The 18166-nt window shown below is 36.5% G+C and carries 9 protein-coding genes; 6 read left to right on the forward strand and 3 right to left on the reverse strand.

The features are described from left to right. Positions 1 to 369 (reverse strand): Arm DNA-binding domain-containing protein (locus tag ACFIMX_RS01290; RefSeq protein ID WP_375693923.1); only part of this gene is annotated, 369 nt, incomplete at its 3' end. A 1275-nt stretch (positions 370 to 1644) separates the two neighbouring features. On the opposite strand from ACFIMX_RS01290, the gene ACFIMX_RS01295 reads away from it, so the two are divergent. The 3 genes from ACFIMX_RS01295 to ACFIMX_RS01305 all read left to right on the forward strand — a co-directional run bounded on the left by ACFIMX_RS01295 (position 1645) and on the right by ACFIMX_RS01305 (position 4092). After that, on the forward strand, positions 1645 to 1791 hold the full coding sequence (locus ACFIMX_RS01295; RefSeq protein WP_375639608.1) for a hypothetical protein: 147 nt from the start codon (positions 1645 to 1647) through the stop codon (positions 1789 to 1791). 155 nt (positions 1792 to 1946) lie between these two features. Further along, on the forward strand, positions 1947 to 2291 hold the full coding sequence (locus ACFIMX_RS01300; RefSeq protein WP_375618684.1) for a dTMP kinase: 345 nt from the start codon (positions 1947 to 1949) through the stop codon (positions 2289 to 2291). A 589-nt stretch (positions 2292 to 2880) separates the two neighbouring features. Continuing rightward, the gene (locus tag ACFIMX_RS01305; RefSeq protein WP_375639607.1) at positions 2881 to 4092 is read left to right on the forward strand and encodes an MFS transporter; all 1212 of its coding nucleotides are present in this window, start codon (positions 2881 to 2883) and stop codon (positions 4090 to 4092) included. 319 nt (positions 4093 to 4411) lie between these two features. Here ACFIMX_RS01305 and ACFIMX_RS01310 read toward each other — a convergent pair whose 3' ends face one another. Both ACFIMX_RS01310 and ACFIMX_RS01315 read right to left on the reverse strand, forming a co-directional pair. Beyond that, on the reverse strand, positions 4412 to 4681 hold the full coding sequence (locus ACFIMX_RS01310; protein ID WP_375639605.1) for a hypothetical protein: 270 nt from the start codon (positions 4679 to 4681) through the stop codon (positions 4412 to 4414). Between the two features lie 2 nt (positions 4682 to 4683). Beyond that, positions 4684 to 5130 carry a hypothetical protein gene (locus ACFIMX_RS01315; protein ID WP_375693924.1) on the reverse strand — a complete coding sequence of 149 codons (447 nt, stop codon included), beginning with the start codon at positions 5128 to 5130 and terminating at the stop codon, positions 4684 to 4686. Positions 5131 to 5625: 495 nt separating this feature from the next. Between ACFIMX_RS01315 and ACFIMX_RS01320 the strand changes: the two genes are divergently transcribed. From ACFIMX_RS01320 to ACFIMX_RS01330, 3 genes are all read left to right on the forward strand, one after another. Next, the gene (locus ACFIMX_RS01320; RefSeq protein ID WP_375618686.1) at positions 5626 to 6132 is read left to right on the forward strand and encodes a helix-turn-helix domain-containing protein; all 507 of its coding nucleotides are present in this window, start codon (positions 5626 to 5628) and stop codon (positions 6130 to 6132) included. Between the two features lie 1065 nt (positions 6133 to 7197). Next, positions 7198 to 13590, forward strand: coding sequence for a Vomp family autotransporter (locus ACFIMX_RS01325; protein ID WP_375679418.1), 6393 nt, complete (start codon positions 7198 to 7200; stop codon positions 13588 to 13590). 592 nt (positions 13591 to 14182) lie between these two features. After that, positions 14183 to 18166, forward strand: a 3984-nt coding sequence (locus tag ACFIMX_RS01330) for a hypothetical protein (protein ID WP_375693925.1), incomplete at its 3' end; no start/stop codon positions are given.

Genomic DNA, 18166 nt, shown 5'->3' on the forward strand with positions numbered 1-18166 from the left:
CCAATCACAAGCCTTACCATCATCTTTTAATTCAGCTTTCCGACTTTCAAAAGCATCTACAGCAATATCTTTTAAGTAATGAAGATTGCTTATTGCCTCACGCTTTTGTTTGTTGCGTTCTTTAATGGGGTCACGCCCCTCACGTAAAACCGAACGCCATTGGTTTGCCAATTCACGGGCTTTTTTTAAAGAAACATGTCTTAAGGCACCCAATCCCATTTCACGACGACGTCCGTGAAGGGTATACCGTAAAATCCATTGAGCACCTCCATCTTTACGCTTATGAAGTAACAAGCCGGCACCATCATTATATTTGCCAGCCCCCAATGTTGCGACAGCCCTTGCATTAAGACGGTTCATAAGTGTCATTTTAAATCCTTTCTTATACAAATTTGATCCACACATTCATCCCACTTGTTATGTGCAAATGAGTGGTTTTGATTGAAGCAATATAAACTGATTTAAAATGAGACAATCTTAGGTTATTCGGGACTCTCATTCAATATGCAAAGCAGTGAATTATTATTATAAATCAATGCCTTGTCATCTGTTGTTTATGCACATTATCGCCCCATGTTAAATACACATGCTATACATTATACATTTTTACAAAAAGCTAATATATGTGTTGTTAGGCATGTCAAGTTTTTTCGATAGAAGCATGATACAGATTTGAACGATAACGTTTATCATAGTGATAGCTAATTTGGGAGAAACTAAGAGTGGAGGCGGTTGGTGTTTTTGCTGTATTTCTTGTGAGATGCTTTGCCAATGAGGAGTTTCTTCGCTAAATGATCAGTATAGCTATGTTTTTGGGAGGGCTGTGTTTGCACTCTTAAGATTTCCTCCATTTATGCTCAAGGTTTAGGTTTTTCTATTGACCGTTGTTAGATGTTATTGTGACAATAAACTTCGTTATCTATCAGAAATATTTATGGCATTAGCACTAAGGTGTTGAGTTGTATTAAAGCCTTTACATAGTAGTCTTTTTCAGAGAGAGGTATTATTGGTTCAGTTTTAGGAGTCTTTATTACGGCTGATTTGGGCGTCGTCGTTGTTTGAGGGCTTATTATAATATTGTTAGTTTCAGTTTATGAATATACCGAAAAATATAGTGAAACATTTGATTCAAATACTTTTGCTAGGCATATTTCAATATTTCAGCGATGTTTTCCAAGAATTGCTCTGCTACTTTTTGACGGAATCGGATATCAAATGCTTATAGCGAGGGCAGTGGTTTGAGAAAAGATAGAGCTGATTTCATTAGATTTCTATGTAGAGCAATCCAGTACCAGCTCTTAGGACAATAATATACTGAGATCGAACTCATTTCGCTACACTTACACGACGCTATAGGAGTAATCCTCAGAAACTCTACTAGAATTCGTTAAAAAAAATGGCAGGTTATGGAGTGTGATCAAAAAATATATTTTTTACAAATACTTAATCTCATTTTAAGTTGTCTAGAATATAACCTTATCTTAAAACTAAGTCTATATACCGCCATTTATCATAAAGTTAATAAGTTATACAAAATGCGGGAGTATTGTGTTTTTCTGTTTAGAGACGAGTTAAAAAACACCTTATTGAACATTAAAAGATTTTAGACAAAAAAATTTAACTTATGGAGAGTATATAGACAAAATGTATCTTGATAAAAAAGTTTATAATTCCATGTGGTCTTCAAAGAAATTTTCTGGTTCTTTTATTGTCTTATGCGGGTTTGATGGGAGTGGAAAGACAACACAAACAAAAGAAATTGCTCGCCATTACTCAACAGAAAACATATAATACAAACTTTTAACGCAGTTCTTAGTATAGAAATAATCCATAAATTAGAGATATGTAGATAATGGAAAAGCAATTGATCCGTTGCTTTTAGCACTCTTAGCAAGGCAGATAGACGCAAACATACGCTTGAAATTATTGAACCTTCCTTAGCTTCATTGCAAAATTTATTAATTAGCGATCGATATGTTTATTCTAGTCTTGCTTATTTTTATGCTCGAGAGCTTTCTGTTGAAAGTGTCGTTAAATTAAATCAATCTATTCTAAGACCTCATATTACATTTTATCTTCATTTACCGCCCATTACTATACTGGAACGGTTGCAGAAAAGGGATGGTTTAAACTTAAAATACGAAGAAAAACTCTCTTTTATTGAAAAAGTTTACAAAGTATTATCGGAAATAGATGAGCAGTTTATAACAATTGATGGAACTGCTCCTATTTCTTTAATTCATCATCAAATACGACATCATATAAATAAGGTTTGTTTTGATTATGAATAAAATCATTTATTAATCAAGTTATCCACGATAAATCCTCCTTTATGTATTTGTACTCTAAATCTGAAACTTTAGAGATATGATTGCAATAATTTAACTGCTCAGGAAGATATTACGTTATATATTTTAATTGGAAAACTAACTGTAATGGGCTTATTTTAAAAGATTTAGAGAAGGGGAGTAGAAAAGTTAGCAGTATTTATCGTGAAGATAATAGTATGTTTATTCTTTTAGAGCCAAAGTGTGGTGATAGAAGAACGACATGGAAGGATATACTCGAACATATTTTAGTGCACGGAATAATAAGGACAATAATGTGAGTGAAGCTTCCATACCGTAAAATTGTTTCACATATGTATAAAGGTGTAGCTTCTGAATAAAACGCACATAAAATATTAAATTTGTTTTTGTCCATAAATGTTCTGTTTTCATAGAAGAATTAATCATACAACAGCACAAAGATTGTAAAAGCCTCAAAAAAGAAATTTTGCTTTCTTAAATTTAATGATCTAAAATGAAAATTGTAAGAATGCCTGTTTTTAAACAGGATGTATTATGCATATCGACTGGTATTCATTTTAGAGGATAATTTATGTTCACTTCAAATTTGAAGGAACGCATTGCTTTATTTGAAAATAGAACTTTTCTCTATTTTACTTTGAGCGGCTTATTTGCTACATTTGGAAGTGGACTAAATTATATTACATTGTCATGGATCGCTTACAATCAGACGGGCTCAATCCGTGGTGTAGCGTTGATGATTCTTTTTCTTTGGACGCCTGGCATTATTTTTGCGCCTATTTTTGGCATATTGGCAGATAAATATAACCGTAAAACGCAGATTATTATTTCAAATCTTGTGAGAGGTTTGGTAATCGTAAGCTGGGTAATGCTTTGGCATTTTGGTATAGAAATTGAATTGATGGTCTTATCTGCTCTTTTGGGTATTTTTATCCCTTTTTATATGCCATCAGCTATTTCTTTAATTCAAAGTATTGTGCTGAAGGAACAGCTCATCAATGCAAATGCAACCATCGATATGGTTTATGAACTTGGCACGATCGTAGGTATGGGCTTAAGTGGATTGATACTTGCCTATGCAGGAATAAAAGGAACTCTTCTAATAGGTGGTATATTCTTTATTATTGCTGGTTTATTTAATTTTGCAATGAAGGTACCTAAAAACCGAAGATCTAAAAATCAAAACCAGCAAAATTGGTGGGAAAATTATACAGCATCTCTTCATTATTTTAAGCAGAATCCGGCTCTTTTTGTACCTTATATAAGCCAGATGATTATTATGACTCTTTTGATGACCATTCCTGTTATTCTCGTTCCTTATATACAAGAGGTTTTACATGCGGATAGCAGGATCTTTGCAATATTGGAGGTGCTTTATTCTATGGGTGTATTGACAGGTGCGTTTTTTTCACCACTTCTTTGTAAAGTTTTATCCATAAGAAAAACATTAGCCATTTTATTAGCTTTTATGGCTATTGGCCTCGCTATTTTATCTGTTAATACACACAATTTTGTTGTTTTTCCTGTTTACTTTATGATTGGATTTGGACTTTCAAGTTGGGCTCTTTCGATTTCTTTATCACAACTCTCTTGTGATCCTGAATACCAAGGAAGATTGCAGGCAAGTTTTAATGGTCTTTCTGGATGCTTGATCCTCGGAGTCTATCTCATTATGGCAAGCGATAACAGTAGCATATCACCTCAATCGATATATTTTTTTCAAAGTATTGTTGCGTTTGTTGGAATACTCATAGTGCTGTTTTATAAACATGAAAAACAATAAATTACATTTAAGTGTGGTCAACATACGCTATTTTATAAATATTTACGCTGCAGCATATTTCACATTTTTCTTTTAAAGGAGAGTTGAGAAAATGTAAAAGTTGGTGCTTAATGAATAAAGCATAAATTGATGTATGCTAGAGAATACCCTTTACTTTTTGATAATGATCTAAAAGAATTGATGCGTTTCTTTAATTCACCTCACTGCTGTTAAGAAGACGAAAACGTAACACTTTAAATCTTCTTGAAAGTTTTTTGTCTAAGCGTAGCAGAAAGTAAAGCGATGAGGGAATATCGTATTATACGGGGAGAGTATTGCATTATTTTTGTTTTTCAAAATCCATATGAAAAATTGTATCAATTTCATCTTCATTGGAATGAGTATTTCTACGACGATGCAAGGTTTGCACAATCTCTCTTTTTAAAACAGCATCTGTTTCACTTAAACGGTGAATACTGAGTTCCAATTCAAGAGATAACGCCAAATCCACGCACAGTTTAAGCTCTTCTCCAATGTCGAAACCGCGTTGATAGTCGTCATAAAGACCAACCAGTGTATCAGATAATTCTTTATCGCATAAAGAGGTCATGCTTAATTCCTCAACGTTGCGGGTTTCCATGCAGCTTTTTTAAGTATCACTCCACTATCATCACTTAAAATTGCCATGTATACGAACCTCATAGTTTTGTCAATTTTCTGCAAAATACGCGCTTTTAAATCAAAGCCTATTAAAGATTTTATTACTCCAAGATTTTGAAGCGCCCAATTGTAAATATGGATGGCAATGTGTTTACTATAGAATTTATAGCATTTAAAATACATTGCTAAAAGGCTTTTAATATGCGTAGAGGAAGAGTATTCTGATGATAAACCAAACACCTTGAAATCTCTATTACCAGTTACAGCTAAATCAGTGCCATTAATATATAAAATAAGCAAACAGGGTTTGTAAACGTCTAACTTTTTAATAACGAGTGATAATCTCGTTTTTTGTAGAATACCAATTATTTTGCCTATTTTATATTGATTTTTAGACATTGATAAACTTTTTACCTTATAAAAAACTATGGGAAATGCATTAGCATATTTTTGTAATAAGATTTCAGTGGTATATTGCACAGCATGAAATGAAGAGAATCGTATTAGGCTTTTTGCTTTTGAAAGAATATGACTGCAACTTTTGAGAAAGCAGTTGGCAAGAATTGGCTTGGCATGCAAACTGATAGAGTTGGCAGTGGCGCATTTAGTTTTTTCATTGGCCTGTGTCCAAATGTTTTTGACTCTGGAAAATAGCCTCTGATAGGCTTGAGTTTTTCCAAGGTTATATTACAGGGGCGCAGCTCAGAAAAGTACCACGGCGATTGCATTTTTTTGTAATTGTCATAATTTTCGCTCCTGCTTAAATGGATGCTGTGACATCCGTTTTTGTGGGGTTATGTATGTGATAACTGCTCTTCTTAAGGGGCAGTAACAATAGATATAAATCAATATAATTATTTATTCAACAATTATATTGATTTTGGAGTATTTTTTTTGGCTCGTCCGGAAGCAAAACCTAAAACTGAGTTGGCAAAACGTTTTCGTGAAGTGCGTTACGCTCTTGGTTTTACAGAGCGTAAGCAGTTTGCTGAACATCTTGGGATCACTGCTGGTTCTATAGGAACTTATGAAACTGGTATAAGTGAGCCTACAGCCTCTGCGCTCTCCAAATATCAAGAAATTTGTGGTGTTTCATTAGATTGGCTAGTAACGGGAAATGGCGAGATGTTTTCAGATGTGGCAAAGGCGAAAGCAGCTGGTTTTAAACCGCAGGCGATTCCTACTGGGCTGATGAAAAAGCTGGGACATTTAGTTTATACGACCTATCATGATGCAAAAATAACACTTTCTCCTGAAGATGTTGCGGAATTAGCAGCAGAGCTTTATGGAAGATTGCAAGAGCTTATTCAAAACCTCAATGATATAGAAGAAGTCGAAGCCACTTTGCCACTTTTAAAATTACATTTAAAGCGTAAAATCGCAACTGAAAAACACATCTAGAAATTTCATAAGATACGAATGAACAGCCTTTTAAAAAATAAAACTTTTTTGATTTTCTGCTGTATAACCAAGTTTGGAATGTGAGAATCTCACGATTTTCGAGTCTCTTATTCGATCTGAAAAACGAGAAACTATCATTATAAATCAATATATTTCTCTGATTAAAGATAAAACGGTTCATAAAAAGAACGACGGGTAGCAATACAAACAAAATTGATTCAAAAGGAAGCGAGTATAGCATCATTCCTGAAATATTTGTTGGTTGAAGAAAAGATACGGACAACAGTGAAAATACAGTGGATTATGTGAGAGGAAAGAGTTTAGAAAACAGCTTCTTTTCGGTTTGTAATATTAAAAATTTATACAATAGTGAAAATACAAGGACGGTTTTGATGACTATAGAGGGGGAACAGACATGAAAGAGAGAAGAACGAAAGATTTTTATAGCGCGCTTTTATCTTTTTATGAAGACGATGAGATGAGTACGTTAAAACTTTTAATAGGAAGTTTCTCATTATATTGGATATAAAAAAATTCTTTCAAAGGTGTGCATCATATATTGAAACAGATTACTTCGCAGCAAAGAGTGATGTTATCATGATAATCGTCATTATTACATTATGCTATAAGTTAAAAAATCATAAATTTGTGCTTATAAGAACAGCTATTTTATTGAGAAGTATTTTTATAAATTTATAAAAAATTATTTTTACACTCTTGCCATTCTTCTGATGCGCTTTATTTGAAGAGTAGAATTGCTCTTTAGTGAAACTATTTTGTTAAGAGATAAATCACAGTATTTTTGAATGGAGATAACGATATATTTTCAAAGTTTTGTGTTTTTATTTATTTTTTAGCTTGAATCCCTCTAGCTAAAAGGGTTGGGGACTTTTCTAGATTCGATGTTGTTGCAAAGATTTTAGAGCGATGCCGTAAAAAATAGCGGTATCGAAGGGGGAGGGTTTTGCCTTGATTTATTGGTTTTTGAAGTGCGCAAACTAAGGGTTTTGCCATGAGTGTTTCTGCGCGTTGTGATGATGTTGAACTCTGTTGGAGGAGGTTCTTATGAAAAAAAAATATTCCACACCAAATTTAATTAAAGTTGTCTCTCTTAGTACGGTAATGGCGACACTCTTATCGAGTGTTTCTCCCGTTTTTGCGGCGAACCTTGCGATAATAGGACAAACTAATCAGAGTTCGAATGCTCCCCAAGTGATGTATCCGTATGGGAGTCATGGGAGTGTTGTTTTTGCTGGTGATGATAATTATTGTGGTGCAGACAACGTTGTTGGTCGTGGCGGCAAACAACAACAAGGAATTGCTGATAGTCAACGAATAACCGCAGAGCAACAATATAATAGATTTATTACTAATCAAGAGTTTAACGGTCGTCGTCCTTATGGTACGACCACTGAACAGGTTATTTGGACGGGTGATGGATACACGGCTAGGGTTGATGGTAAAGTTTTGGGTGGTTATATGGGGACATTTTCCACCAGTGGTTTTGCTAGCGCTATGCCTGAGGCTTATGGTGTTTATTCTTTTGCTACGGGGTGTGGGTCTGCAGCGACGGGTAATTATTCAACCGTATTTGGTGCAGGCGCGACAGCAAAGGCAGGGGGTGCACAAGCTTTTGGTGTTTCCGCACTTGCAAGTGGTATAGCAAGTGTTGCTATGGGTGTAGGCTCAGAAGCATCGGGCAAATCTGCTGTTTCTTTTGGTGGTCTCGCAACCGCTTCTGGTAAAAATAGCATTTCTATAGGTGAGAGTTCCAAAGCTACGCAGGACGATGCGATTGCGGTTGGTTCAAATGCAGAAGGGAACGGTATAAATAGTGTTGCTATTGGTAAGTTTGCATCTGCATCTGGTTACGATAGTATTGCATTAGGATTAAAGACCAAAGCAACTGACGAGTACGCGGTTGCTATAGGCACGAAGGCTGAAGCTCAAGCTCTTGGTTCTATTGCAATAGGTGGTGGAGAACCTGCAGACAACGGGGAAGAAAGAAAAGTAATAGCTAAAGGTAAAAATTCGATTGCCATAGGTTCCCATACTTATGCTGAGACGGCTCATTCAGTTGCAATTGGTATAAACGCACAAGTACGTGTTATTGATGGTGTTGCTGTGGGGGGAGGATCTGTCTCTCGTGTTGAGAGTGGTGTTTTTGGTTATGATCCTGTAACAAATACTACAACAACAAAGAGTGATCTTGCATGGAAAAGCACTGCAGGTGATTTTAGTGTTGGTAATACTAACCAGAATTTAACGCGACAGATTACAAATGTTGCAGCAGGGACTAAAGACACTGATGCAGTGAATGTTGCACAGTTGAAAGCTATGAGAGATTTGGCATCAGGAGTTTGGAAACTTTCTGCTAACGATACCGATCCTACAGACGTGAATCCAGGTAGTACAATAGATTTTTCAGTGAAAGATACAAAAGTAGGAAAAGATAACTTAAAGATTGAAAGAAACACTGTAGATAATAAGCATAAAATTGAATTTACTTTGAGTGATACTCTTAAATTGACAAAAGTCACTACAGGACAAAGCTCTATGAGTGATGATGGCTTTATTATTGAAAATGGGCCAAAAATGATTCTAGATGGTATTGATGCTGGCGATAAACAGATTACAAATGTGGCAGATGGTAAAGAAGACACCGATGCTGTAAATTATAAACAGCTGAAAGAGGTAAAAACAGTTGTAGAAAAAGGCTGGAAGCTTTCTGTTGATGGTAACAATGCTACAGATGTTGGAGCAGGTAGTACAGTAGATCTCGTCACAGGTGCTGATGATAACAATAACAAAAACATCAAAATTGTTAAAAGTAATGGAAATAAAGTTACATTTACTTTGAATAGTAACCTTAGTTTGACAAGTGTCACTGCAGGTAACAGCATTATGAATGGTGATGGCTTTAAGTTTGTTAATGGGGGGCCAAGCATAACCGTGAATGGTATTGATGCTGGAAATCAAAAGATTATAAACGTAGCAGAGGGAACTCAAGATACCGATGCAGTGAATTATAAACAACTGAAAGAGATAAAAGAAGCTGCTACAACGCATTGGCAACTTTCTGTTAATGGTGGAAATGGTGTATCTATTGGACAAAATGATACAGTAAATTTACAATCAGCTGGTAAGGAAGGTAGTCAGAATATCAAGATTGTAGGAGATAATAACCGCAATGTTACGTTTGATTTAGCTGATGATATTAATGTAATGACTGTCACAGCAGGAGACAGCATTATGGATGCTGCTGGCTTTAGATTTGACGGTGATGAGGGGCCGAGCATAACTGTTAAAGGCATTCATGCTGGTAATAAAACGATCAAAGGAGTAGCAGATGGGGAAGACGATACTGATGCTGTAAATTTTTCACAGTTGCAAGATGTAAAAGCAATTGCAGAAAAAGGCTGGAAGCTTTCTGTTGATGGGAACGATGCTACAGATGTTAAAGCTGGGAGTACAGTGAATTTTGTTGCAGTTAAGCAGAAAGACGATGATGATAATGAGAGTGAGAACACAAATATAAAAATTGTCAAAAACGAGGACAATCAAGTATCCTTTGATTTAAGTGAATATATTAAAGTTGGTCGTGTAGAAACAGGGGATAGCAGAATGAGTAATGCCGGTTTCATGATCAAGGATGGTCCAAACATGACCAAGGGTGGCATTAATGCTGCAAAGACACAAATTAAAGGAGTCGCAGATGGTAGCGATGAGCATGATGCTGTTAATCTTTCACAATTATATAAAATGAAGTTTGAGATAGAAGATAATAGTCTTGTTAAATGGAGTAAAAGTAAAAATTTAATTACCATTGGTGCTGAAAAAGAAGGTATTGAAATCAAAGTCGCGAACTCTGAAGGTAGGGGTCGAATTATTTCTGGCGTTGCAGTTGGAAAAGTCAGTTTCGATTCAACAGAAGCAATAAATGGCCATCAGCTTTTCAATTATGCTGATAATATATCAAAATATTTTGGTGGTGAGACAGATGTGATTGATGGTTTCAAGCCAACTTTTACTGTTCAGGATAAAGAACACCATAATGTAACGGATGCTTTTAAAGATGTCGATAATTCTATAACAGATATTTATACACAGATTAACAATGTAACAGAAAATAGTCTTGTTAAATGGGACGAAGGGCAGAAGCTCATTACAATTGGTGCGCAAAAAGATGGTACCAAAATCAATGTTGCCAATTCTAATAGTGAAAATCGAGTTATCTCTGGTATTGCGGATGGAAACCTCGGAAAGGCTTCGAAAGAAGCTATAAATGGTAGCCAGATTAATACAATTTCTGGAGATGTTGCAAAATTCTTTGGTGGGGAAGCAGCATTTCAGGATGGTGCTTTTGTAGGTCCACAATATAACGTATCTACAGTTTCTACAGATGGTGAAGTAGTTCAGTATATAGCTGAAAATGTTGGTGATGCTTTAACAAAGCTTGATGCGAATGTTAAAAATGTGAATAGTCGTATAAAATATGTAGATAATAAATTTGATAAATTCTCTCAAGATGCTTTATTATGGGATGATGGTAAACAAGCATTTGCTGCACGTCATGAAAAAGATGGACGTAAAACAGATAGTAAGATTACCCACCTTTTAAATGGTGATATTTCTGAAGATTCAACAGATGCGGTAAATGGTAGCCAGATTAATAAAATATCTAAAGATATTGCAAAATATTTTGGTGGTGGTACAGAATTTAATAACGGAGTTTTTTCAGGTCCACAATATAACTTATCTACAGTTTCTACAGATGGTAAAGTAGAACAGAAAACCTTTGAAGATGTTGGCTCGGCTTTGACAGGGCTCGATGCAAATATCAAAAATGTGAATAAACATATACGACATGTAACTAATGAGTTTGATAAATTTTCTCAAGATGCTTTACTGTGGAGTGAAAAGGATCAAGCATTTGTTGCGCGTCATGGAACAGATGGACAAAAAACAAATAGCAAGCTAACGTATCTTTTAGATGGCAATGTTTCAGAAGATTCAACAGATGCAATAAATGGTTCCCAACTTTATGCGATGGGTGATCAGATTGCGAATTATTTTGGCGGTGGTGCTCGCTATGAGAATGGAGAGTGGAGCGATCCTACTTTCAAAGTTTCTCAGCGTAATGAGGATGGCACTATTGTTGAGAAAACGCATCATAATGTCGCTGATGCTTTTGAGGGTGTCGATAATTCTATCACAGATATTTATAATCAGATTAACAATGTAACAGAAAACAGCCTTGTAAAGCAGGAGGGAGAAGATGGTCTTATTACTGTGGGTAAAGCAACCGGTGGTACTGAAATCAGCCTTGTAAATAAAGATAAGCAAGAAAGAACACTTTCCGGTGTAAAAGATGGAGAACTTTCTCAAACATCAACGCAAGCAGTAAATGGTTCACAGCTTTTTGCTACGAATGAGAAGGTTACAACTGTTACTGATAATCTTAAAAAAGTTGCTGAAAATACATCGAAATATTTTGGGGGTAGTACAGATGTACTTGAAGGTATAAAACCAGCTTTCCTTATTGATGGAACGGCATATGATAATGTTACAGATGCGTTTACGGGTGTGAATATTTCTATCCATAAGATTGATGATAAGATTTCTGATGTGATAAAAAATAGTCTTGTTAAGCAAGATGGAGGTGCATCAGGTGTTATTACTATTGGTAAGGATACCGCTGGTACTGAGATCAATATTGCAGGTGTTGGTGGTTCAGGACGTAAAATTTCTGGCGTGCGGGAGGCAGAAAATGGTGATGAAGCTGTTAACAAAGACCAACTTGATAAAAGCATAGATAAGATTTCTAAAGATATTGAGACAGTCACTGCTGCTGCGGTTCTCTATGATAAGAATGACGATAATAGTGTTAATTATGGTAGTGTAACTTTGGGTGGCGATAATAGCGATGGGCCAGTTGCTCTTCATAACGTCAAAAATGGTAGCATTTCTGAAAATTCCAACGATGCAATTAATGGTAGTCAGATTAATAAAATATCAGCAGATATTGCAAAGTTTTTTGGTGGTGGAGCAAAGTTCATTAACGGTGCTTTTGAAGGGCTGAAATATACTTTATCCGCTATTGTAGGTGGTGAAGTAGGGAAGGCTAATTTTTACAATGTTGGTGATGCTTTAACAGGTCTTGATAAAAATGTTCAAGATGTGAATCAACGCTTAACGAATGTATCCAATGAGTTTAACCAGAAAATTGAAGATTTCTCTAAAGATGCTTTACTGTGGGATGATGATGAAGGTGCATTCGTTGCACGTCATGAAAAAGATGGAAAGAAGACAAACAGCAAATTGAAGTATCTTTTGGATGGTGAGATTGCGGATGGTTCAACAGATGCTATTACGGGTAACCAGCTTTATTTCATGAGCAACCAGCTTGCTAATTATTTCGGTGGCGGTGCCAAATATGAGAATGGCAAATGGACAGATCCTACTTTTAAGATTGTTCAAGTCAATGCTGATGGTACGACTGTTGAGACAGAGCACCATAATGTTGCTGATGCTTTTGGTGACGTCAATAAAAATATGTCAAATATTAATAACCGTATTGATGATGTCATCAACAAGGTCGATTCAGATGCTTTAAAGTGGAATGATAAAGAAAAAGCCTATGATGCTGGTCGCGATGGAAAGCCGAATAAAATTATCAATGTAGCTGATGGTAAAGTTGAAAAAGGTTCGAAAGATGCGGTTAATGGTGGTCAACTTTGGGAAACCAATGAACGTATCACTGGTGTTGAAAAAGATGTTAAGCATCTTACCAACAGAGTTGATAACATTTCCAATACGATTGCTGATATTGGTGATACAGTTATCAATATTGATGCCAAAGTTGATAACATCAATAATAGAGTTGACGACATTGAAGAGGGTGCTGTTCGTTATGATAGAGATGAAAACGGCAAAAAAACCAATAAAATCACATTAGCGGGGGGGGATGCCAGTGAACCTGTTCTGATTGATAATGTAGCTGATGGTAAAATTGAAAAAGGTTCGAAAGAGGCTGTAAATGGTGGTCAACTCCATGACTATACCCAAGAACAGATGAAAATTATTCTTGATCAATCCAAGCAGTATACAGACCAACGGGTTAATAATATTGTGATTGATGCGATTGATGATGCTGTTGATCGGGCTAAGCAATATACAGATATGAAGTTTGATGTCTTAAACTATAGTATTGAGAGTGTGAAAAAAGAGGCAAGACAAGCAGCAGCTATTGGTCTTGCGGTGTCTAACTTACGCTACAATGATACACCTGGAAAATTAAGCGTTGGATTTGGTACTGGTTTATGGCGTAGTCAGTCTGCATTTGCCTTTGGTGCAGGTTACACCTCAGAAAATGGAAAATACCGCTCTAACATATCCGCAACAACTTCTGGAGGTCACTGGGGTGTAGGTGCGGGATTCAATATGACATTGAATTGATAATAAACAAAATACATAAAAATCCCTTTTCACCCCTGTCTCATGAGGCAGGGGTGAATTGTTGTTACGTATGTAAAAATACATATATACAAATTGATAAGCGCTATAATAATAAATACAGGTTTAAAAAATAGAAAAACCGCACACTTTCAACAAAACGAACTTCTTATTTCAAAATAAGATAATAAGTCTTTTCATAAATTATAAGTTCATTATTTTCTGCGTTAACTTTTAAATCTAAAAAATCTTTCACTCTCTAAAAATCTATTAAAAAACTTTCTAGTAAGACAAATATATATATTTAAACGTATTTCAATTTTACTGGAGGAAGTTATAAAAACAATATACTAAACCAATTCTACCCCTTGCAAAAAACAACCAACAGATTTAAAGATTAAAAAAACCAACCACCAAAAAACTTACCTTTTTAGGAAAGGTAAGAGAAAAAAGCGCGTTAACTATAAACTTCTCTATCTTTTCAATCAGTCCTTAGGCTTTTGAATATATTTAGAAAAACCAATTTCAAAGAACTTTATAGCGTTTAAATGTGTTTTTTTGTGGTTATAGTTATTTTTTCATTGGGGAGTTCATTATGAAAAAATTATATACAAAATTAGCAGGGAGCGATTTAAAATTTTCTCGTTTTTCTTTTGTTAAAGTTCTTTCATTGGCTACAGCGGCTACATTTTTATCGAATGTTACACCTGTTTTTTCAGCAAATCCTGATTTTAGAAACACCTTTCTCGAAGGTGTTAACAGTGCTGGTGTCTCTTATCCGCAAAGCATTATCTCTGTTGCTGGTTTGAATGCTTCTTCTGTTTCAAAAGACAATTATTTAACAGCACTCAATCAAGTGGGATTAGAAAAGATTAATGCTGCCGATGACTATGCAAATTTTTTAACTAAAACCCTCTCTGGTGTAAGTGATTATAGTCCTGTCGTGAATGTTTTGATGGCGGATAGCAAAAATGTATTGGCAAGAACCCTAGATGCAGGAGGGCAATATAAAAAGTCTCTCGTCAGTCCACGGTCATTTGTGGTTGATAGCTCTTTAGACCAACAGCTTGTACAGGATGATGAAAATACAGATATTATTAATGTGTCTAATATCTTACGGAGTGGTTCAACAGAGGGAATGCAACGTGATGTATCGGGAAATAATGTCATCTTTGGTGAAGATGTTGATGCGAAAACCGTGGACAGTGTTGTTATTGGTTATAAAGCGAAGGCGGTATTAGCTGAAGGAGATAAAAAGCTAGCGGCATCTGTTATCATAGGTTCTAAATCTGAGATCCATAGAGGTGGATCCGTTGCTGTTGGTGCAGATATAGTGGCACTAAAGAATGACGCGGTTGCTGTTGGTCGTTTTGTACGGGTGGAGGAGGAGAACGGTACAGCTTTAGGCTTCAAAACGCAAGTGAAAGTGGTAGGGGGCGTTGCTCTAGGAAGCAATTCTGTAGCTAAGAGGGCTGCAGGTGTTTCAGGATATACTCCTATGCTGCAGGGGCCTGCAAAAAATACGTCATCTTATTGGAAATCTACATTAGGTGCTGTTAGTGTTGGTGATGTTGATGGTGGCAAAACACGCCAAATTACAGGTGTAGCGGCTGGTAGTGAAGATGCAGATGCAGTGAATGTTATACAATTAAAAGACTTAGAAAGGGTCGTAAGACAAAATGGTTGGAAACTGTCTGTTGACGGTAAAAATGCTAAAACAGTCATTATGGATAGTGGAGTAGATTTTTCTACTGGCAGTACCAATCTTAACATTACAAAAGGTGATAAGGATAATAATGTAAAATTTGATTTAGCTCAAGATGTTGTATTAACGAGCTTAAAAGCAGGGACGAGTACCTTAGACGCAACAGGTTTGGTAATTACTGATGGTCCGAAAATAACCACAGGTGGTATTGGTNGTACCTTAGACGCAACAGGTTTGGTAATTACTGATGGTCCGAAAATAACCACAGGTGGTATTGGTGCTGGAAATAAAAGGGTAACTGGTATTGCACCTGGTGATCTTAGTGCAGATTCACAAGATGCGGTAAATGGGAGTCAGTTGAATGTTGTAGCGACCCATATAGCTGGATATTTAGGCGGTGGAGTTAAATTTACGAATGGCCAATGGGATGATCCAAAGTTTAAGATTAAAGCTTTCAATCCTGAGACGAATGAGATTGAAGAAGAAAGTTTTCCGGATGTAGCAAAAGCCTTTGAGGGTTTGGGTAAGTCTTATGTAAATCTTCACAATGAGATTAAAAAAGCTGCCGATGATAGTGTCTTTAAATGGAATGCCGAATCGAAGAGCATTACAATTGCAGCCGGTGAGGAAGAAAGTGGGCAAGGAAGTATTGCTATAGGTATTGGATCAAAGACAAAAGGGGATGCAGGAATTGCGTTAGGGAAGCTTTCAAATGCATCTGCCGAAAATAGTATTGCATTAGGTGGTTTTGCAGCGGCATCTGCTGAAAATAGTATTGCATTGGGCTCAAATGCACAAGTACAAGCTGATGTTACTGGTGGTGTTGCTGTGGGTTATAAATCTGTTTCTCGTAACTCGGCGTCTACTGTTGGCTATGATCCTTCTATAGGTAGCCAGTCAACTAATGATAATGTGATATGGAAAAGCACTCAAGGAGCTTTTAGTATTGGTGATACTCCGAATAAGATAACACGACAGCTTACAGGTGTTGCCGCTGGTACCAATGACACTGATGCTGTCAACATTGCGCAGCTGAAAAAATTAAGAGAATTTGTAGCACAAGGGTGGACACTTTCTCTCAATGATAAGGCTGTTTCAGGCTTTCAGCCGGGCGATATATTAAATTTTGTCTCTGGAAGCAAAAACTTTGAGATTAAAAATATTGATAAAAGAGACAGTAACGATAAAAAAATAACATTTGATTTGGCACAAGATGTCACATTAAACAGCGTAAAATTAAAAGACGTCACTTTAGATAAAACGGGCTTAACCATTGAAAATGGCCCCAAAGTAATAGCGGATGGTATTGATGCTGTAGGTAAAAAAATAACAGGTGTTGCCGCTGGTTCTATAATATCAGCTTCGAGTGATGCGATTAATGGTGATCAGCTTCATACAATCACTGAGGATTTATCAAAAATTTTAGGTGGAGATGTATCCTTTGATGGCAAAAACTTTAAAGTACCGGAGTATAAATTATCGAATATTGATGAAAAAGGTGAAGTAACAGATAAACCGCATACCGATGTTGGTTCTGCCTTTAAAGGACTTGATGACAATATCAAGAATGTGAACGATCGTATTAAGGAAGTTTCTCAAGGTGTTGCAAAGGATTCGTTGTCGTGGAGCAAGGATGAGGATGCCTTTGTAGCGACGCATGGAGAAGGAGAGAAAAAAGGCAACAGCAAGATCACATCTCTTAAGGATGGAGATGTTGCTGCTAACTCAACGGATGCTGTTAATGGATCCCAGCTTTATTCTACGAACAGTTCCCTTGCGGAATATTTCGGTGGCGGAACTAAGTATGAGGATGGCAAATGGACGAAACCTGATTTCAAAGTTGCGCAATTCGATGCTGATGGCACAGAAGGTGACAAGAAGACTTATCATAATGTTGCTGATGCTTTTGAAGGTGTTAATAAGACTTTCACGACACTTAATGATGAGATTGTCGATGTAAGAGACAGTATCCTTGTTAAGCAAGAAGAAGAGGTGACGTTAAGTCGTAGTCTTCGTGCAGGGGGATCGGGTGTTATCACCATAGGTAAGGCAGCAGGCGGTACGGAAGTAAGTATTCTCAACAATGAAAATGCAACGCGGAAACTTTCCGGAGTGAGTGCTGGAACACTCTCAGAAAGCTCAACGGATGCGGTGAATGGCTCGCAGCTTTTTACAACCAATAAAAATGTTACTAAGGTTGCTGAGCATACAGCAAAATATTTTGGCGGAGGCGCCAAGTATGAGAGTGAAGCGTGGACAGATCCAAGTTTCAAGGTTAAGATCGTTAAGGAAGATGGTAGTGATGTTGAAGAGCAGAGCTATGCAAGTGTTGCGGAAGCCTTTGAGGGTGTAGGTAATTCTTTCCAGAACATTCATAAAGAGATTACACAAAGCAATACGGCGGTTACTGAAAACATTAAGCAGAATGCGTTGATGTGGAGTGAGAAAGAGAGAGCCTTTGTAGCTTTGCATGGAGAAGAAAATAGTAAAAGCAACAGCAAAATTAAGTATCTTGCGAATGGAGACATTACTGTAGACTCAAGTGATGCGGTGAATGGTTCACAGCTTTATTCCATGAATAAGATGTTTGCGGAGTATTTTGGTGGAGGAGCTGGATATAATGAGAATGGTGAATGGACCGCTCCCACTTTCAAGGTGAAGACCGTTAAGGAAGATGGCAAGGATGAAGAGAAGAGTTATGATAATGTTGCGGATGCGTTAGCAGGAGTAGGGACGTCTTTCACGAATATTCATAAAGAAATTAACAAAGTCGTAGGCGATAGCTTAGTTAAACAAGATGAAAAGACGCATGTTATTAGCATTGGAGGCGAAAAAAGCGGCACGAGCATTACCCTTTCCAACATTGATGGAGCG

The organism is Bartonella sp. AD24XZML, from assembly GCF_042196485.1.
In the GTDB taxonomy this organism is placed as follows: Bacteria; Pseudomonadota; Alphaproteobacteria; order Rhizobiales; family Rhizobiaceae; genus Bartonella.